This is a genomic window from Pseudomonas aestiva (assembly GCF_039908605.1).
In the GTDB taxonomy this organism is placed as follows: domain Bacteria; phylum Pseudomonadota; class Gammaproteobacteria; order Pseudomonadales; family Pseudomonadaceae; genus Chryseomonas; species Chryseomonas aestiva.
Map to the genome: position 1 here is coordinate 1,213,147 of NZ_CP150916.1, position 18,604 is coordinate 1,231,750.

Here is an 18,604-nt window from a genome sequence, read left to right on the forward strand (position 1 = left end):
TCACATAAGGAGGCGGCTCGCCATCATGTCCAAGGAAATGTCCTCGCTGTCCCAGCGTCGTCTGCTGGTTTCTACCTTCAGTGTCGCCGTCGCTTCGCTGTCCCTCGGGGCGCAGGCCCAGGACGCCAAGGAGCCGGTGACCCGCCTGGAAAGTCTGACCATCGAAGGTCAGGCGCAGCAGGAAGGCTTCAAGGCCGAGCAGTCCGCCTCGCGCAAGTACACCGCGCCCCTGCTGGACACCCCGCAGACCGTGACGGTGGTGCCGGCGCAGGTCATCCAGGATCAGCAGGCCCTGAGTCTGAGATCGGTGCTGTCCAACGTGTCCGGCATCACCTTCAACGCCGGCGAGGGCGGTGGCGGCTCCGGCGACAGCATCAATATCCGCGGCTTCAGCGCCAACTCGAACATCCAGATCGATGGCCTGCGCGACAGCACCCAGACCAACCGCACCGACACCTTCAACCTGGAATCGGTCGAGGTCATCAAGGGCCCCAATTCAGTGTTCGGCGGCGCCGGCACCACCGGTGGCTCCATCAACCTGATCAGCAAGAAGCCCCAGGAGCGCCAGTTCACCCGCATCGGTGCGGGCCTCGGCACCGACAGCTATCGCCGCCTGACCCTGGACACCAACCAGCCGCTCCAGGGCGTGGGCACCGACAGCGCCTTCCGGCTGAACCTGATGGCCCACGAGAACGATGTGCCCGGCCGCGACCAGATCGATCGCGAGCGCTGGGGCATCGCGCCGTCGCTGGCCCTGGGCCTGTCGGACGATACCCGCCTGACCCTGAGCTACTTCCACCAGACCGACAACAACCAGCCCGACTACGGGGTGCCGGCGCTCAACGGCAAGCGCCTGGGCGGGGTGGATCGCGATGCCTATTTCGGCTTCAAGAACATCGACAAGGAAGACATCAACAACAATGTCTTCACCGTGGAGCTGGAGCATCGCTTCAACGACAACCTGAGTCTGCAGAACCTGACCCGCTACAGCCGCATCGAGCGCGACGTGGTGATCTCGGCGTCCCACGTCAACCTGGGTGGCGTCGCCGCGGGCCGCTATCGCCCGGCCGGTCCCCAGGGCTATGGCCGCGACGTGACCTCGGAGATGTGGATCAACCAGACCAACCTGACCGGTAACGTCGACACCTTCGGCCTGGGGCATTCCTTCGTGCTGGGCGCCGAGTTCTCCCGCGAGGACTACGACCGCGACACCTACAGCTATGGCCTGACCTTCCCCGCTGCCGGCTACTCCCTGGCCGCGCCGCCGGAGCGCTATGACGGCGCCACCGACAAGCAGACCTCGGCCATCGCCAACAACGTGCTGATCGACAAGGCGCTCTATGCCTTCGACACCATCGCCCTCAACGACTACTGGGACGTGAACCTGGGTCTGCGCTACGACTGGTTCGACGGCGACAGCGATACCACCCCGGTCGCCAACGGCGTGCGCGGCAGCAAGACCCGCCTGAGTGCCGATGACGCCAAGCTGAGCGGGCGCGCCGGCCTGGTGTTCAAGCCGGCGCCGAACGGCCGGGTCTACGTGGCCTATGGCACCTCCTTCAATCCCTCGGCGGAAAGCCTGACCTCCACCGGCGCCGGCCTGAGCGCGGCCAACCAGGATCTGGGTCCGGAAAAGAACAAGACCTGGGAACTGGGCACCAAGTGGGAATTCCTCGACAAGCGCCTGGAGCTGGACGGCGCCCTGTTCCGCGTCGAGAAGAGCAATGCCCGGGAGACCCTGGCCGATGGCAGCACCGCCCTGGCCGGCAAGCAGCGCGTGCAGGGCATCGAACTGGGCGCCACCGGGCGGATCACCCCGCAGTGGAATGTCTACGCCAACTTCACCTTCCTCGACAGCGAGACGCTCAAGGCCGCCGACACCCTGGACGGGCGCAATCGCGAAGGCCAGGCCCTGGCCAACACCCCGCCGCGTTCGCTCAATCTCTGGACCACCTATGAGCTGCCGGCCGGTTGGCGGGTGGGCTATGGCGCCCGCTATGTCAGCGTGCGCAACGTCACCTCCAGCAACGACGGCGCCAAGCTCGACGACTACTGGCTGCACAACGCCATGGTCGGCTATCGCGTCAATCGCAACGTCGACCTGCAACTCAACGTCAACAACGTCTTCGACAAGGACTATGTGGAGCGGGTGCGCTCGCAACTGGGCGTGAGCACGAGATCGTCGGCCATCGAATACGGCGATGCCCGTTCCGCCATCCTGACCGCGACCTACAGCTTCTGAGGTCGCCTGCAGCAACCGAAGCCCTGCCTGCGCAGGGCTTTCGGCGTTAGAGGGAATCACCATGATGATCAGCGTTCCGGGCGTGCTGACGCCCGAGCAGGTAGGGGAGTGCCGCCAGCGGCTGGACGCGGCGGCCTGGGCCGATGGCCGGCACACGGCCGGTTTCCAGTCGGCCATGGCCAAGGACAATCTGCAGCTGCCGGCGGACGAGCCGGCGGCGCGCGCAGTGGGCGAGCTGATCCAGCAGGCGCTGGCGCGGCATCCGCTGTTCGTCGCCGCGGCGCTGCCGGCGCGGGTGTTTCCGCCGCTGTTCAATCGCTACCAGGGCGGCCAGTCCTTTGGCCTGCACGTGGACAATGCCCTGCGGCCGCTGCCGGATGGCAGCGGCTACCTGCGCACCGATCTGTCGGCCACGCTGTTCTTCTGCGAGCCGGACGAATACGACGGGGGCGAACTGGTGGTGGAAGACACCTATGGCGCCCACAGCGTCAAGCTGGCGGCCGGCGATCTGATCCTCTATCCGGCCAGCAGCCTGCACCGGGTGCTGCCGGTCACCCGAGGCGCGCGGCTGTGTTCCTTCTTCTGGATCCAGAGCCTGGTGCGCGATGCCGGTCAGCGCAGCCAGCTGTTCGAACTCGACCAGGGTATCCAGCGGGCGGCCGCCGAGCTGGGGCAGGGCCATGAGGCCTGCCTGCAGCTGACCGGCGTCTATCACAACCTCCTGCGCCAATGGGCTCAGCCCTGATCCGCAGGGGCCTCTTCCAGCTGCACAGCCTGCTGGGCCTGGCCGCAGGTCTGGTGCTGGTGGTGCTGGGCGTGACGGGGGCGCTCTACAGCTTCCAGCTGGAATTGCTGGAGCTGCTCAATCCGCCGCCGACCGCCGCGACGCCGGATCGGCGTCCGCTGACGCTGCCGGAAGTGCGGCAGCGCCTCGTGCCGCCGGACCGGGAGTTGAGCTTCGTTTCCAGCATGGCGGGGGAAGGCTACGGTCTGCTCGGCCTGGCACCGGCGAAGGGTCAGGGGCGTCCCGAGGTGCAGCTGTTCGATCGCTACACGGGCGAGGTACTGACGGCGCCCCGCGGCCAGGGGTTCTTTCGCCTGATCCTGGACCTGCACCGCTCCCTGGCCCTGGGACCGGTGGGCAAGGCTCTGACCGGCGCCGCCACCCTGATCCTGCTGGTGCTCTGCCTGTCTGGCCTCTACCTGCGCTGGCCGCGGCAGGTTCGGCGCTGGCGCACCTGGCTGACCCTGGACTGGGGCCGTCAGGGGCGCAGTTTCCATTGGGACCTGCACGCCGTGGCCGGCACCTGGTGCCTGCTGCTCTATCTGCTGGCGGCGCTGACCGGCCTCTACTGGTCGTACGGCTGGTACCGTGAGGCCGGCGAGCGCCTGCTGGGCGCCGTCCCGGAGCCCCGGATCTCGGGGGTGGTGGCGCGCCAGGACGTGGACCTGGACGCGCTCTGGCGGAGCTTTCGGCAGGAGACCGGCGGACGGGTGGAAGGCTACGGCCTGCTGCTGCCCAATCCGGCGCGCGAGGTCAGCCATCCCACTCTCTGGTATCTGCCCGACGATGCCGAGCATGTCCGTGCCCTCAATCGCATCGTCTTCGACGGCGCGGGGCGGGTGCTCGATCATCGCCGCTACCGCGAGCAGCCGCTGGGCGCTCGGTTGCTGCTCAGTGTCTATGCCCTGCATTCGGGCGAATACTCCGGCCTGGCGGGGCGGGTGGCCCTGCTGCTCGCCAGCCTGGCCATGCCGCTGTTCATGGTGACCGGGCTCTGGCTCTATCTGGATCGCCGGCGCAAACGCCGGCAGGCGCGCCAGGCGCAAAGCGGGCTGACACCCGCCGCGGCGGGCGCCGCCGACTGGCTGATCGGCTACGCCAGCCAGAGTGGCCAGGGCGAGGCGCTGGCCTGGCAGGCCGCCAGCCAGTTGCAGGCGGCGGGACTGAGCGCCGAGGTGGTCGCGCTGGGGCGGCTCTCGGTCGAGCGACTGCAGCGGGCCACCCGGGCGCTGTTCGTGGTCGCCACCCACGGCGACGGCGAGGCCCCGGATGCCGCGCGCGGCTTCGAGCGACGCCTGCTGACCCGGGCAGCCGCGCTGCCAAGCCTGAACTATGGGCTGCTGGCCCTGGGCGACCGGCGCTATCCGGCCTACTGCGCCTTCGCCCAACGGCTGGATGCCTGGCTGGGTGGGCAGGGCGCCCGGCCGCTGTTCGCCCCGGTGGAGGTGGACAATGGCGACGCCCAGGCGCTTGCGCTTTGGCAGGCTCAGCTCCAGGCCCTGGGCGCCGCGCGTGCCGAGGCACCGCCCGAGCGTCCGCTGCAGTCCTGGCAACTGGCGTCGGTGCAGCGGCTCAATGCCGGCAGCCCCGGTGGAGCGGTCTTCGAGCTGCGGCTGTTGCCACCGCCCGGGAGCAGCTGGGCACCCGGCGATATCCTCGAGATCGCGCCACGCCAGCGTGCCGAACGGGTGGCGGCCTGGCTGTCGTCCCTGGGGCTGGCCGCGGACAGCGTGGTGGCGCGCGACGGCATCACCCAGACCCTGGCCGTGGCCCTGGAAACCCTGCTGCTGCCGGAAGACCAGACCGCGCTGCGGGGTCTGGACGCCCAGGCCCTGCTCGACGCCCTGAAGCCCCTCGCCGTGCGCCATTACTCGATCGCCTCGCTGCCCGGCGAAGGGCCGTTGCGGCTGCTGGTGCGCCAGGCGCGCAAGGCGGATGGCCGCCTGGGCATCGCCTCCGGTTGGCTGACCACGGCGCTGCAGCCGGGTGACGTCGTGGAGGCGCGGCTCCGCGTCCATCCCGGCTTCCGACCACCGCTGGACGAACGGCCGCTGATCCTGATCGCCGCCGGTACCGGGCTGGCCGGGGTGCGCCCGCTGCTGGCGGCACGTATCGCCGCCGGGCACAGGCGCAACTGGCTGCTGTTTGGCGAACGCACGGCAGCGCACGATGATTTCTACGGCACTGAATTGCAGGCCTGGCAGGCACGGGGCGAACTGGCCCGGCTGGACCGGGTGTTCTCGCGGGACGGCGACGGCTATGTGCAGGACCGCCTGCGGGCGCAGCGCGAGCTGCTACTGGACTGGTTGGCGGCCGATGCCGTGATCATGGTCTGCGGCAGCCTGCCGGGCCTGGGGCGCGGCGTCCAGGCCACGCTGCAGGCGCTGCTTGGCGAGGCCGAGGTCCAGCGCCTGATCGATGAAGACCGCTACCGCCGCGATCTCTATTAGGCCTGGACCTAGGCGCGGGCGATGCACCAGACGCCGGCACCGATCAGCACCACGCCGGCCAGCTTGCCGAGGGTCACCGGGTCCTGGCGAAAGCCGGCCCAGCCGAAGTGATCCAGGCTCAGCGACATGGCCAGCTGCCCGGCGATCACCAGCGCCATGAACAGGGTGGCGCCGATGCGCGGACCGGCGAAGGCGGCCATGGCGATAAAGAACATCCCCAGCAGGCCGCCGCACCAGTGCCACCAGTGCAATTCGCGCAGGGCACCCAGGGTGGGGACGCCACGCTGCCAGAGGGTCAGGCCCAGCAGGGCGAGCAGGCCGACCATGAAGGAAATGGACGCCGCGGCGAAGACGCTGCCGAGGTGCCGGGCCAGTTGGCCGTTGATGCCGGCCTGTAGCGGCAGGCAGGCACCGGCGATGAAGGGCAGGACGAGCAGCCACCAGACGGGCATCGACAGGACTCCAGGTGAAAGGGGGCGCGCAGTATGCCCCAGGGTAGGGCGAAACAGTCGTGGGGACGATTTTCGGTAGCTGTCCCTGACGCCTGTACTCAGCCGAAGGCCCCAGCAGGGGCCGTGTCAGCGCGGATTCAGGGATGATCGCTGGACCGGACGACGAGGGCTGGGCGAGGGTGGCCCTGCCGCCCACTGCCTAGAAACCGTCGATGGGAATCTTCAGGTAACGGCGGCCATTGGCCTCGGCCGGCGGCAGGGTGCCGGCGCGGATATTCACCTGGATCGCCGGCAGGATCAGCGTCGGCATGGACAGGGTGGCGTCGCGGCGGGTACGCAGGGCGACGAAGGCGTCTTCGTCCACGCCATCGCGGACGTGGACATTGAGGGCGCGCTCTTCACCCACGGTGGTCTCATGGCGCGCTTCGCGGCCGGCGGGCGGATAGTCGTGGCACAGATAGAGGCGCGTGGCCTCGGGCAGGGTCAGCAGCCGGCGGATCGAACGATAGAGATCGCGGGCGCTGCCACCGGGGAAGTCGCAACGCGCCGAGCCGACATCGGGCATGAACAGGGTGTCGCCGACGAAGACATGGTCTTCCTCCACCTGGTAGGCCATGTCGGCCGGGGTGTGGCCGGGCACGTGCAGGGCGCGGGCGCTCAGGGCACCGATGTGGAAGACCTCGTCGGGCTGGAACAGGTGATCGAACTGGGAGCCGTCGAGGCGGAATTCCGCTTCCAGGTTGAAGACGTCCTTGAAGGCGCCCTGGACGCGGCGGATGCCTTCGCCGATGGCGATGCGGCCACCCAGCTGCCGGCGCAGATAGGGCGCGGCGGAGAGGTGGTCGGCGTGGGCATGGGTCTCCAGCAGCCACTCTACGGTCAGCCCCTGGTCGCGCACGAAGCGGGCGACGCGATCCGCCGACAGGGTGGCGGTGCGGCCCGAATGCGGATCGTAGTCCAGCACCGAGTCGACGATGGCGCAGCGGCTGCCGGGTGCCTCGTAGATCACATAGGTGAAGGTGGACGTGGTGGCGTCGAAGAAGGGTTCGATGCGCGGAGTCATGACCGGGCCTCGTGAAGAGATGGGATGTCCCACCTTAACACGGGGCTCCGCCGCTCCGCGGCGTGCCTCGTCGCCGCAGGACCGATCCGGTCTAGTAGCGCGCCTGCTGCATCTCCCTCAGGCGACTCAGGGTGCGGCGGAAGGGGAATTCCAGAAAGCCGCGGGTGTACAGCTGTTCCAGGGGTACGGCGGCATCGAGATAGAGCGGGCGGCGGCGGTCGTAGGCTTCGTCGACCAGGGCGATGAAGCGGCGCACGGCGTCATCCTGGGGGGCCAGGCGGGGCAGTTCGCGGTCGCCGGCGAGGACCCGCGTCGCGCCGTCTTCGGTGCCGCGGGCGATCCGGCTCGCGCGGGGATCGCCGGACAGGCAGGGGACGTTGCCCAGCAACAGGGCAGGGAAGCGGGTACAGAGATCGATGTAGTCGGTGGTGGCCCAGGCGCCCTGGCAGAGCACGGCGAAGTCCAGCCAGATCGCGCTGGAGGCCCGCTGCACCACGGGCAGGGGGCGCTCGCCGAGGATCAGGGGCGCGGTCGTCACGGCTTCCCCCGGGGTGAGGCGGGCAAAGGTCGTGGCGAGGGCGGTGGGATCGTCCACCCAGAAGCGCGGTTCGGCTTGGCCTTCGTGCAGGCGGTGGTCCTGGCCGCCGTCCACCTCCAGCACCTCCAGTCGCGCCTGCAGCGCGGCGATGGCGGGCAGGAGGCGCTCGCGATTGAAGCCGCCGGCATAGAGCTGCTCGGGCGGCTGGTTGGAGGTGACCACCAGCACCAGGCCCTGGTCCAGCAGGGCGCGCAACAGGCCGCCCACCAGGATGGCGTCGCCGATGTCGCTGACGAAGAGTTCGTCGAAGCACAGCACCCGCACCTCGGCAGCCAGTTCGCGGGCCAGCACCTGCAGGGGATCGCGGGTGCCGCTGAGCTGGAACTGCCGCTGGTGCACCCAGCGCATGAAGTGATGGAAGTGCTGGCGGCGGGCGGGCACCGGCAGGCTGGCGTGGAACAGGTCCAGCAGCCAGGTCTTGCCACGCCCGACCGGGCCCCAGAGATAGAGACCGCGTGCCGGACGCCCGGCCAGCAGGTCGGCGTGACAGGCTTCCAGCTGGCGCGCAGCGGCTTCCTGGGCGACATCGGGCAGGCGGTCGCCCTGGGCCAGGGCCCGGCGGTAGGCGGCGAGGGGGGGAAAGGCATTGGACATGGCCGCCACTCTAGCGCCCGTGCTGGCAGCAGACCATGCCCCGGCGGAATGACGTGAGTCCTTTATAGCGTTTGAAGGCCGGCCGCGGCGGTTCGATAGTGCGAGACGACCCTGCCGGACGCCGCCGGCACCCGCTTTCATCTCTGCCTGGAGCCCCGTCATGGCCGCCGATTCCACCCTGCACCTCGCCCACTGCCTCGCCTCCGTGGGCGTCTCCGAGATCCTCAAGATCACCGAGCGGGCCAACGCCCTGCGCCGCCAGGGCGCCGATCTGCTGGTGCTGGGTGCGGGCGAACCGGATTTCGATACCCCGGAGCACATCAAGGAAGCGGCGATCCAGGCCATCCGCGCCGGCCAGACCAAGTACACGGTGCTCGACGGCAGCCCGGCGCTCAAGGAGGCCATCCGCCGCAAATTCGCGCGGGAGAACGACCTGGTGTTCGCTCAGGACGAGGTGACCGCCTCGGCCGGTGCCAAGCAGGTGATCTTCAACGCCATGATGGCGACCCTGGACGCGGGTGACGAGGTGATCATCCCCGCGCCCTTCTGGGTGACCTATGCCGACATCGTCACCATTCTCGGCGGCACGCCGGTGGTGCTGCCGTGCCGTGAGGAGGATGGCTTCCGCCTGACTGCCGCGGCCCTGGAGGCGGCCATCACCCCGCGCACCCGCTGGGTGATGCTCAACTCGCCGTCCAACCCCTCGGGGGCGGCCTATGGCGAGGAACACTATCGCCCGCTGCTGGAGGTGCTGCTGCGCCATCCGCAGGTCTGGCTGATGGTCGACGACATGTACGAGCACATCCTCTACGACGGCTTTCGCTTCGTCACCCCGGCGGCGCTGGAGCCACGGCTGCGCGAGCGGACCCTGACCATCAACGGCGTCTCCAAGGCCTATGCCATGACCGGTTGGCGCCTGGGCTATGCCGGTGGACCTAAGGCGCTGATCCAGGCCATGGCCAGTGTGCAGAGCCAGGTGACCTCCTGCCCCTGCTCGGTCAGCCAGGCCGCGGCCATCGCCGCCCTGGATGGGCCGCAGGACATCGTGCGCGAGCGCTGCGAGCTGTTCCGCGAGCGGCGGGATCTGGTGGTGGATGCCTTGAATGCGGTGCCGGGTCTGTCGGCGCGGCGGCCCGAGGGGGCCTTCTATGTCTATGCCAGTTGCGCGGGGATATTGGGTCGGCGGACGCCGGGCGGGGAGGTGATCGACAGCGATACGGCCTTTGCCCGCTACCTCATGGATGAGGGCGGGGTGGCGGTGGTTCCAGGCTCGGCCTTTGGCCTGGCGCCTTACTTCCGGGTTTCCTACGCCACCTCGCACGAGGTGCTGGAGGAAGCCTGCCGCCGGATCGCCGAAGCGACCCGGCGGCTGCTGGCCTGATCAGCCGGCCGGCGGTTGGGCACCCGGGGCTACCGGCTGGACGCCGGGGGGCGGGGGTGGCGGCAGACGACCGGGACCGCGGGGTGCCGGCGGGGTGTCCAGGGTCTGCAGCGAGTTGGCGTCGGCGCCCAGGGCGCTGACCCGGAAGGCACGCCCCTGGGCGTTGGCCACCAGCTCGCCGCGCACCGCCACGTTCTGACCCGGCTTGAGCAGCGCCTGCAGGCGCAGGGCCTCATGGGGCGGCAGGCGCAGGGCGGTACCGTCCTGCAGCAGGGCGCCGTTCACGTCGCCACGGGGACCGTGCAGCAGCTGGACGATCTGGCCCTGGAGGCTGTCACCATCGCGCTCGGCGCCAGGTGCCGGGGGTGCCGGCGGACGGCGACCGCCCACGCGATCCGGGCCTTCATCGGTGACCGTCTTGCCGGTCTGGACATTGGTCAGGGAGACCGCCTGGATCAGTGGCAGGCTGGCGGCGCGCAGGCCGGCGACGTTGATGCTGTCACCCGGCTTGAAGGTGGCGGCCAGTTGCTCGGACAGGTGCGGCGGGGTGTTGACCTCGGTACCGTCGGCCAGGATCAGGCCATCGATATCGCCCCGGGGATTGAGCAGGAACTGCTTGAGCTGGCCCTGCTGGGTGGGAATCTGGGCGCTGGCCGCGGTGGTGGTGGCGGTGCTGCCGGCGGGTGCGGTCTGTGCCAGGACGAGGCCGCTGACGGACAGCAGGGCGAAGGTCCCGATCACGAGGGTTTGGGTCTTGGTAGGCATGGATGACTCCTGCGGTGGTTGACGATCAGGCTATTGCAGGGCCTGTGCCAACTTTTATTTTGTATAAAAATCAATAGCTTGCTAATTTCAGTGGCCATCCGGGCCAGGCATTGCGTCCGGCTGGCGGACATACCTGTCGGCAAAGCGGACAGCCTAGGCCGTGCTGTCGTCTGCACCGACACCCAGGCCCAGCCGACTCAGCTTGGTATAGAGCAGCTGGCGATGGATACCCAGGCGGCGGGCCGCTTCGGCGCGATTGCCATTGCTGCGCTGCAGGGCGCGCTCGATCAGCAGGCGTTCCAGGCGTGCGGTGGCCTCGGCCAGGGTCTCCTCCGGCCAGCTGGCGTCGATGGCTAACTCATCCGGCGTCTCGCCCTGCAGGAAGGCAAGGTCGGCGGCGACGATGCGCTCGCCCTGGGCCAGGGTCGCGGCGCGCTGGATGGCGTTGCGCAATTCCCGCACGTTGCCGGGCCAGGAGTGGCGCAGCAGAAGGGCGGCGGCATCGTCCGCCAGCACGCGACCGCTGGCGGCGAGGAAGTGCTCGGCCAGCGGCAGGATGTCGGCCCGCCGCTCGCGCAGGGCCGGCAGGTGGATGGGCACCACGTGCAGGCGATAGAAGAGGTCCTCGCGGAAGTCGCCACTGGCGACGCGCTGGGCCAGGTCGCGGTGGGTGGCCGCTACCAGCCGTACGTCCAGCCGTACCGGTGCGCCACCCACCGGCGTCACCTCGCGTTCCTGCAGGGCGCGGAGGATCTTGGCCTGCATCGGCAGCGGCATGTCGCCGATCTCGTCGAGAAAGAGGGTGCCGCCCTGGGCTTTGCGAAAGGCACCGAGGCGATTGGTGGTGGCCCCGCTGAAGGCGCCGCGCACATGGCCGAAGAGTTCGCTTTCCAGCAGGTCCGGCGGGATGGCCGCGCAGTTGACCGCCACGAAGGGCGCCCCGCGTCGCTTGCCGTGCTCGTGGATGGCGCGGGCCACCAGTTCCTTGCCGGTGCCGGTCTCGCCGGTGACCAGCACCGTGGCCTCGCTGTCCACCAGGCGGCCGATGGTCTTCTGCACCTGGCGCAGGGCGTCGCTGCCGCCCACCAGCGTATGGCCTTCGACCGCAGCCGGCGGCGCGCTGGCCGGGCCGCGCTGGGCGGTCATCCCGGCCAGCACCCGGATCAGTTCTTCGCGGCCGATGGGTTTGGTGAGGTGGTCGAAGGCGCCCAGGCGCATGGCCTCGATGGTGTTGCCGGCGCTGGCGAAGGCGGTCAGCACCGTGACCGCCGGCGGCTCGGGGCGGGCGCGAATGCGCGCCAGCACCTCCAGGCCATCCAGCCCGGGCATGCGCAGGTCGAGCAGCACGGCGTCCACCGATTCCTGCGCCAGGCGCTGCAGGCCCGCTTCGCCCCCGTCGGCCTGCAGCACCCGGTAGCCCTGGTCCGCGGCGGTTTCCGCCAGGGCGTCGCGCAGACCGGCGTCGTCATCGATGATCAGCAGGGTTGGCATGGCAGGAGGATCTCGAAGCGAGTGGGGATGGAGGGTTCGATCAGGCGCGCCTCGCCGCCGTGGGCGCGGGCGGTCTCGCGGACCAGGGCCAGGCCCAGGCCGGTGCCTTCGGGGCGACCGGTGACGAAGGGCTCGAAGAGCTGGCCGCGCAACTCGGCAGGTGGTCCCTGGCCTGCGTCTTCCACCGCCAGCACCAGCCAGTCGCCACGGCGGCTGGCGTCGAGACGGATCTCGCTGGCGGCCGGGGCGGCCTGCAGGGCGTTGAGCAGCAGGTTGTCCAGGGCGCGGGCCAGGGCGTCGCGATCGAAATAGCCCTGCTCGACGGCCACCCTGGCGGTCAGGCGGATGCCGCGCTGGGCGGCCTGGTCTTCGTGACCGGCCAGCACCTCGCGGCAGAAGACCGGCAGTTCGATGGCGGTCGGTTGCAGGTGCAGCGGCTGGGTGAGGTCGAGCAGGCGGCGCAGCAGGCGGTCGAGGCGGGTGACCTGCAGCAGGATGGCGTCCAGCGCGCGCTGCTGACGGCCGCTGTCGCCGGCCAGGGCGTTCTCGGCCTTGAGGCGCATGGCGGCCAGCGGATTGCGGATCTCGTGGGCGACCCCGGCGGCCACCCGACCAAGGGCGGCCAGCCGTTCACTTGCGTGGACCTGGGTGGTCAGCCGCTGGGCCTCGTCCCGTGCCTGGGTCAGGCGCTGCCCGGCCTGGTTGAGCGCCGCCAGCACCCGATCCAGCTCGCGTTCGCCGGTGAGGGCGAGGGTGGGCAGGTCGTGGCTGGCGCTGGCGCCCAGATCGCGCTCGACCCGCGCCACATGCCGCGACCACTGCCAGGTGAGTCGACCGAGCAGCAGGGTAGCGGCGAGCATGGCCAGCAGCAGCAGGCCCAGGCCCAGTTTCAGCTGGCGCTGACCGCTGCCCTCGGCGAAGGTCAGGCGGGTCAGGGTCCAGGCGGCGAGATCGGGGATGGGGCCGGACAGCGGGCAGGCGGCGACCAGCACCGTGGCGCCGTCCGCGCTGAAGCTGTCGCTCAGGCTGCGCGCCTCGGCCAGGGTCGCGGCGGAGAGATCGGCCAGGTGCTGGCGTTCGGCGGCGGTCAGGGAGAAGGGACTGGCATCGGCCAGGAGCCCCGCCTGCTCCTGCCAGAGACCGCCGGCCATGCCGCGATAACGCAGCAAGGCGACACTGGCCACGCCGGCGAGACTGCGCTGCAGGGCCGGATCGGCGAGGCCAGCGGTAGGGCCGGACCAGCCGTTGCTGTAGAAACGATAGCTGCTGGCGATGGCCTGGCAGGCCTGCTCGGCTTCCACCGTGGCCTGGCCGAGCTGGGCGCTTTCCGATTGGCGCAGCAGCAGGATCATCAGCCAGCCGACCCCGACGGCCATGCCGCCGAGCATCAGCAGCAGGGCAATCAGACGACTGCGCAGCGATCCGAACATGGGCGTTCTCTTCCAGGCCTTGGCCTGGATAGAGTGCCACACCCCGGCGGAGTTCGAGTGCCAGCGCGGGGGTCAGGCGCGCCGGCCGAATTCCGCTTCCTGCGCCGTCCAGCCGGGTACCCGCTCGCTCAGGGACAGCCCGAGACCCGGACGGGTCGGTACCTGCATCCGCCCGTCACGGGTTTCCAGGCGTTCGTTGAACAGCGGCTCCAGCCATTCGAAGTGTTCCACCCAGGGCTCGGTGGGATAGGTGGCGGCCAGGTGCACGTGCAATTCCATGGCGAAGTGCGGTGCCAGCATCACGCCAGCCTGCTCGGCCAGGGCGGCCACCTTGAGGAAGGGCGTGATGCCGCCAACCCGTGGCGCGTCGGGCATCAGGAAGTCGGCACCGCGCAGGCGGATGAATTCCTGGTGCTCGGCGATGCTGGTCAGCATCTCGCCAGTGGCGATGGGGGTGTCGAAGGCCGCGGCCAGGGCGGCGTGGCCCTCGGCGTCGTAGCAGTCCAGCGGCTCTTCGATCCAGATCAGGTTGAATTCCTCGAAGCGCCGGCACATACGCTGGGCGGTGGGTCGGTCCCATTGCTGGTTGGCGTCGACCATCAGCGGGAAGCTGTCGCCCAGGTGGCGGCGCACGCGGGCGACGCGCTCAAGGTCCAGGGCGCAGTCGGGCTGGCCGACCTTGAGCTTGATGCCGCCGATGCCTTTTTCCCGGGAGAGGTCCGTGTTCACCAACAACTGCTCCAGCGGCGTATGCAGGAAGCCGCCGGAGGTGTTGTAGCAGCGCACCGAGTCGCGCTGGGCACCCAGCAGGCGTGCCAGGGAGAGGTTGGCGCGACGGGCCTTGAGGTCCCAGAGGGCCACGTCGAAGGCGCCGATGGCCTGGGTAGCGAGGCCGCTGCGACCTACCGAGGCGCCGGCCCAGCAGAGCTTGGTCCAGAGCTTCTGGATGTCGCTGGGATTCTCGTCGAGCAGCACCGGGGCAATTTCATGGGCGTGGGCGAACTGGCCGGGGCCACCGGCGCGCTTGGAATAGCTGAAGCCCAGGCCGCGCTGGCCGTCGCGGGTTTCGATCTCGACGAAGAGGATGGCGATCTCGGTCATCGGCTTCTGCCGGCCGGTGAGCACCTTGGCGTCGCTGATGGGGGTGGCCAGCGGCAGGAACACGGAAGCCAGGCGGACCCAGACGATGCGGTCCTGGTCGGCGCTGTAGGCGTTATCGGACATGGGGATGCTCCAGGGTGAGGAATCAGGGACGGGTGGCAGGCAGGGCGTCGGCGGTGGCGGCTGGCTCGTCATTGAGTTCGCCGAGGTCCAGGCGCCTGAGCGGGCCGACGATGACCAGGTAGGAGAAGGCGCCGAGCAGGCCCATGGCGGCGACGTAGGTAAGGGCCACGTCGAAGGAGCCGAGCTGGTTGATCATCAGGCCGATGGCCAGCGGGGTGATGATGCTGGCGATGTTGCCGCAGAAGTTGAAAAGGGCGCCGCTCACGCCCATGGCGCGCTTGGGCGAGACATCACCGACGATGCACCAGCCGAGGTTGCCCACGCCCTTGGCGAAGAAGGCGATGGACATCACCAGGGTGACCAGGACGATGGACTGGGTGTAGTTGGCCACCACGATGCTGCTGGAAAGCAGCAGGCCGACGATGATCGGCGTCTTGCGCGCGGCGGTGAGGCTGTAGCCGCGGCGCAGCATGCCGTCCGACCAGAGTCCGCCGAGAACGCCGCCCAGGCAGCCGGCCACCGGCGGGATGGTGGCGATCAGGCCGACCTTGAGCATCGTCAGCCCCTTGGCCTCGACCAGGTAGGTGGGAAACCAGGTGAGAAAGAACCAGGTGATGGTGGTCAGGCAGAATTGTCCCAGGTAGATGCCCAGCATCATGCGATTGCCGCTGATGGCCTTGAAGGTGCGCCAGCTGACGGGCGCCCGGGTGTCGCCCAGATCGGGCAGGCCGCCACCGGCTTCGATATGGTCCAGCTCGCTCTGGCTGACGCGCCTGTCGTGCCGGGGCTCCTGCACGGTGGCGAACCACAGCAGGCCGATGAGGATGCCGGCGCCGCCGGTCCAGAAGAACACGTGCTCCCAGCCGAACTGGTTGAGCAGGATCACCATCAGTGGCGTGAACACCGCCAGGGCGAAGTACTGCGCCGACTGGAAGATGGCGGTGGCCAGGCCGCGTTCCTGGCGCGGGAACCACATCACCGTGAGGCGGTTGTTGGCCGGAAAGGCCGGCGACTCGGCCACGCCCATGAGAAAGCGCAGCACGAACAGCGCCAGCAGCGCCGAGGAGAAGAATTCGACGTAGCCCTGCAGGAAGGTCAGTACCGACCAGAGAATCAGGCTGGCGCCCAGCACCAGCCGCGAGCCGAAGCGATCGAGCACGATGCCGCCGGGAATCTGCATGGCGGTGTAGGCCCAGCCGAAGGCCGAGAAGGCGAGCCCCATGGCCACGGCGTCGAAACCGAGGTCGTGACGCAGGGCCGGTGCGGCGATGGAGAGGGTGGCGCGGTCGACGTAGTTGAATACCGTCACCAGAAAGATCATCGCCAGGACGAGATAGCGGACGCGAGTGCGCCGCGACGGCTCAGGGGAAGTGCGCATTGTTATTGTCCTTTTCAGCGGGCAAAGCCGGCGGCGAGGCCGGCACCTGCAGGAGGACGCTAAGCTGATTACGCAATCATTCAATCGTCAGCGCGTACTCTCGCGCATGACCAGTTCGAAGCCGGTATCCCGTTGCCGCGGCGCCTCGGCGCCCGCCAGACGGGCGAGCAGGGCCGTGGCGGCATGGGTGCCCATCGCGGCGCCGCGCACGTCCACGGTGCTCAGTGCCGGGATCAGATGGGCGGCGCTGGCCAGGTTGCCGAAGCCCATCACGGCCAGCTTTTCCGGTATTTGCAAGCCGCGGGCATGGGCTTCGGCCAGCACCCCGTGGGCGAGGGTGTCGGAGCTGCAGACCACCACCTCAGGACGAATTCCAGCCTCGAGCAGGCGGGCCAGGCCCTGGCGACCCAGTGCCGGGGTGGCCGGCGGCGGCAGGCTGACATCGGCTGGCGCGGCCAGTCCGTGGATGGCCAGTTCGTCACGGAAGGCATCGCGGCGCAGCCGTCCGCGGGGATCGTCCAGGGTCAGGCTGGCGAAGTGGCGATAGCCGCGCGCCAGCAGCTCCCGGGCGACGGCCTGGCCCACCGCGACATGGGAAAAGCCCACCAGCATGTCCAGCGGTCGCTCACCCTGGTCCCAGCACTCCACCAGCGGAATGCCGGCCTGTGACAGGCGCAGTCGGCTGGCGGCCGTATGCAAGGTGCCGGTCAGCACCATGGCGTCGGGGCGGCGGCGCAGCAAGGCGTCCAGCAGCCGCTCCTCGCGTTCGGCGGAATAGTCGGTCAGGCCCAGCAGGGTCTGGTGGCCGGCCTCGGTCAGGGTCTGCATGAGCGCCTGCACGGTGTCGGCGAAGATGGAATTGACGATGGTGGGCACCAGGATGGCGATCAGCCGACTCTCCAGGGGCGCGCTGCCGGTGGTAAGCATGGCCGGCTGGTAGCCGCTCTCGCGCACCGCGCGAAAGACCTTTTCGCGCAGCGCCGGCCGGACGATCTCCGGCTGGTTGAGGGTGCGCGAAACGGTGATCGGCGAGACCCCGGCCAGGCGGGCCACGTCCTTTAGGGTCGGTGGCTTGCCAGTGGAACGACCAGGCCAGGACGGGGCGTTGCGATCACCGGACAAGAGCGACTCCGCGACAGGAGAGGGAATGCCCGATTCTGCCGAGTCATACGATGACTCTCAAGGTGAACGAGCCACAGACGTACAAGCCAGCACCGGACGTGCTGGCTAGCCTGGGTCTCCTTCTCGAAGCCTGACAGGTGTCTCTTGGAAATCGTCCTCTATGCCCTGAGCGTCATGTACAGCCCCGGCCCGGTCAACGCCCTGGGGCTGAACGCCGGTCTGCGCGGCCAGGCCCGGCGGGCGCTGGGTTTCTATGCCGGGGTGGGCTGCGCCATGCTGATCCTGTTTCTGGCCCTGGGCTATGCCGGTGCGGTCCTGGTCTCGGGGGCGCTGCTGCCGTGGCTGGCGCTCCTGGGCGGTGGCTATTGCCTGTACCTCGGCTATCTCATTGCCCGAGCCGCGCCGCCGACGGCGGCGGGAAAGGAGGAGTGCGCCGCAACGCGGCTGACCTTCGCCCGCGGCTTCCTGATCCAGGGGCTCAATCCCAAGGGCTGGCTGGCGGTGCTGCCCATCACCACGGTGATGTTCCCGGCGGCTCAGGTGACCGGTAGCAAGATCGCCCTCTGGTCGCTGCCGCTAGCCCTGTCGGCGGGCGGCGCCCCGGCCAGCTACGCCTTGCTTGGCGCGCTGCTCGGGCGTTACCTAGTCCGGGGACGCGGCTTGCGCGCGGTGAATCGGGTGCTGGGGCTGAGTCTGATCGCGTGTGCCCTGCTGCTGTTCCACGACGCCTGGCACGGTCTGCTAGGCTGAAGGACGACAGGAGACGCCATGCGCACCACGACCGAGCTGCCCAACCCCGCCGACTGGGTACGCCATGCTCCGCTGGATGACCGGCTGGAATCCATCGAGGCCTTTTTCAGCGGCCATGCCTTCGATCCCCATCGTCATGCGACCTATGCCATCGGTCGTACCCTGGCCGGGGTGCAGAGCTTTTCCTATCGTGGCGCCAAGGCCAGCAGCCTGCCGGGCGAGACCATGGTCTTCCACCCGGACGAGGTCCACGACGGTCGCGCCGGCGCCGCCTGCGGCTTTCGCTATCGGATGCTCTATGTGCCGCCGGCCCTGGTGCAGGACATCCTTGGCGGGCGGCCCTTGCCCTTCCATCGGGAGGGTGTTTCGCTGGATCCACGCCTGGCACGGGCCACCGATGCGGTGTTCGCCACCCTTGACGAGCACCCCGATGCCCTGGGGCGCGACGATGCCCTCTATGGCCTGGTCGCTACCCTGGCCGAGGTTTGCCAGACCTGGCCAAGTCGCGGTCGGGTCGATTTCGCCGCGGCGCTGCGCGCCCGCGAATACCTGGAGGACAACCTCGACCAGGCCGTCACCCTGGACGACCTGGCCCGTTGCGCCGGCCGTGATCGCTGGAGTCTGACCCGGGATTTTCGTGCCTACTTCGGTACCAGTCCGCATCGCTACCTGACCCTGCGCCGCCTCGACCAGGTACGGCTGCACGTGCGCCTGGGGCTGGGGCTGGCCGACGCGGCCGTGGCGGCGGGCTTCTACGACCAGAGTCACATGACGAAACATTTCCGCCAGGCCTTCGGCATGGCTCCAGCCCGCTGGTTTCGTGGGCTGGCCAGACCGCCCGCCGTGTCTGCCACGGCTAGCGCACCCGGCCCTTAGCGCC

General features: G+C 69.3%; 15 protein-coding genes. 6 read left to right on the forward strand and 9 right to left on the reverse strand.

What is annotated here, in order from left to right:
• Nucleotides 1–25: 25 nt before the first annotated feature.
• The 3 genes from AABM56_RS05640 to AABM56_RS05650 all read left to right on the forward strand — a co-directional run bounded on the left by AABM56_RS05640 (nucleotide 26) and on the right by AABM56_RS05650 (nucleotide 5,476).
• Nucleotides 26–2,242, forward strand: a complete 2,217-nt coding sequence (locus AABM56_RS05640) for a TonB-dependent siderophore receptor (RefSeq protein WP_347883896.1) — start codon at nucleotides 26–28, stop codon at nucleotides 2,240–2,242.
• 61 nt (nucleotides 2,243–2,303) lie between these two features.
• On the forward strand, nucleotides 2,304–2,987 hold the full coding sequence (locus AABM56_RS05645) for a Fe2+-dependent dioxygenase (RefSeq protein WP_133859946.1): 684 nt from the start codon (nucleotides 2,304–2,306) through the stop codon (nucleotides 2,985–2,987).
• Complete coding sequence (locus tag AABM56_RS05650) at nucleotides 2,972–5,476, forward strand: sulfite reductase flavoprotein subunit alpha (protein ID WP_347883897.1); 2,505 nt, start codon at nucleotides 2,972–2,974, stop codon at nucleotides 5,474–5,476. Before AABM56_RS05645 ends, AABM56_RS05650 begins: the two co-directional genes overlap by 16 nt.
• A gap of 8 nt (nucleotides 5,477–5,484) precedes the next feature.
• Here the strand turns inward: AABM56_RS05650 and AABM56_RS05655 are convergent, their stop codons facing one another.
• The 3 genes from AABM56_RS05655 to zapE all read right to left on the reverse strand — a co-directional run bounded on the left by AABM56_RS05655 (nucleotide 5,485) and on the right by zapE (nucleotide 8,183).
• Entirely contained in the window at nucleotides 5,485–5,934 is a 450-nt protein-coding gene (locus AABM56_RS05655) for a DMT family transporter (protein WP_241495391.1), read from the reverse strand.
• A gap of 193 nt (nucleotides 5,935–6,127) precedes the next feature.
• Nucleotides 6,128–6,991 (reverse strand): MBL fold metallo-hydrolase, encoded by an 864-nt coding sequence (locus AABM56_RS05660; protein ID WP_133859944.1) that lies wholly within the window; start codon nucleotides 6,989–6,991, stop codon nucleotides 6,128–6,130.
• Between the two features lie 91 nt (nucleotides 6,992–7,082).
• Nucleotides 7,083–8,183, reverse strand: coding sequence for a cell division protein ZapE (zapE, locus tag AABM56_RS05665; RefSeq protein ID WP_133859943.1), 1,101 nt, complete (start codon nucleotides 8,181–8,183; stop codon nucleotides 7,083–7,085).
• Between the two features lie 160 nt (nucleotides 8,184–8,343).
• Between zapE and AABM56_RS05670 the strand changes: the two genes are divergently transcribed.
• On the forward strand, nucleotides 8,344–9,564 hold the full coding sequence (locus AABM56_RS05670) for a pyridoxal phosphate-dependent aminotransferase (protein ID WP_133859942.1): 1,221 nt from the start codon (nucleotides 8,344–8,346) through the stop codon (nucleotides 9,562–9,564).
• On the opposite strand, the gene AABM56_RS05675 is transcribed toward AABM56_RS05670, so the two are convergent.
• The 6 genes from AABM56_RS05675 to AABM56_RS05700 form a co-directional block, all read right to left on the reverse strand.
• On the reverse strand, nucleotides 9,565–10,329 hold the full coding sequence (locus AABM56_RS05675; protein WP_133859941.1) for a hypothetical protein: 765 nt from the start codon (nucleotides 10,327–10,329) through the stop codon (nucleotides 9,565–9,567). It lies immediately after the preceding gene.
• Nucleotides 10,330–10,482: 153 nt separating this feature from the next.
• A complete protein-coding gene (locus AABM56_RS05680) occupies nucleotides 10,483–11,820 on the reverse strand; it encodes a sigma-54 dependent transcriptional regulator (protein ID WP_347883898.1) in 1,338 nt (445 codons plus the stop codon).
• Entirely contained in the window at nucleotides 11,805–13,250 is a 1,446-nt protein-coding gene (locus AABM56_RS05685) for an ATP-binding protein (RefSeq protein ID WP_133859939.1), read from the reverse strand. The genes AABM56_RS05680 and AABM56_RS05685 overlap by 16 nt, the downstream gene beginning before the upstream one ends.
• 72 nt (nucleotides 13,251–13,322) lie before the next feature.
• Nucleotides 13,323–14,474, reverse strand: coding sequence for a mandelate racemase/muconate lactonizing enzyme family protein (locus tag AABM56_RS05690; RefSeq protein ID WP_133859938.1), 1,152 nt, complete (start codon nucleotides 14,472–14,474; stop codon nucleotides 13,323–13,325).
• Nucleotides 14,475–14,496: 22 nt separating this feature from the next.
• Complete coding sequence (locus tag AABM56_RS05695; RefSeq protein WP_263259202.1) at nucleotides 14,497–15,852, reverse strand: MFS transporter; 1,356 nt, start codon at nucleotides 15,850–15,852, stop codon at nucleotides 14,497–14,499.
• Nucleotides 15,853–15,939: 87 nt separating this feature from the next.
• A complete protein-coding gene (locus AABM56_RS05700; protein WP_263259201.1) occupies nucleotides 15,940–16,974 on the reverse strand; it encodes a LacI family DNA-binding transcriptional regulator in 1,035 nt (344 codons plus the stop codon).
• Between the two features lie 144 nt (nucleotides 16,975–17,118).
• Here AABM56_RS05700 and AABM56_RS05705 point away from each other — a divergent pair, with 144 nt between their 5' ends.
• Together AABM56_RS05705 and AABM56_RS05710 are read left to right on the forward strand one after the other, a co-directional pair.
• On the forward strand, nucleotides 17,119–17,724 hold the full coding sequence (locus AABM56_RS05705; protein WP_133859935.1) for a LysE family translocator: 606 nt from the start codon (nucleotides 17,119–17,121) through the stop codon (nucleotides 17,722–17,724).
• Nucleotides 17,725–17,742: 18 nt separating this feature from the next.
• A complete protein-coding gene (locus AABM56_RS05710) occupies nucleotides 17,743–18,600 on the forward strand; it encodes an AraC family transcriptional regulator (RefSeq protein ID WP_263259200.1) in 858 nt (285 codons plus the stop codon).
• Nucleotides 18,601–18,604 lie beyond the last annotated feature (4 nt).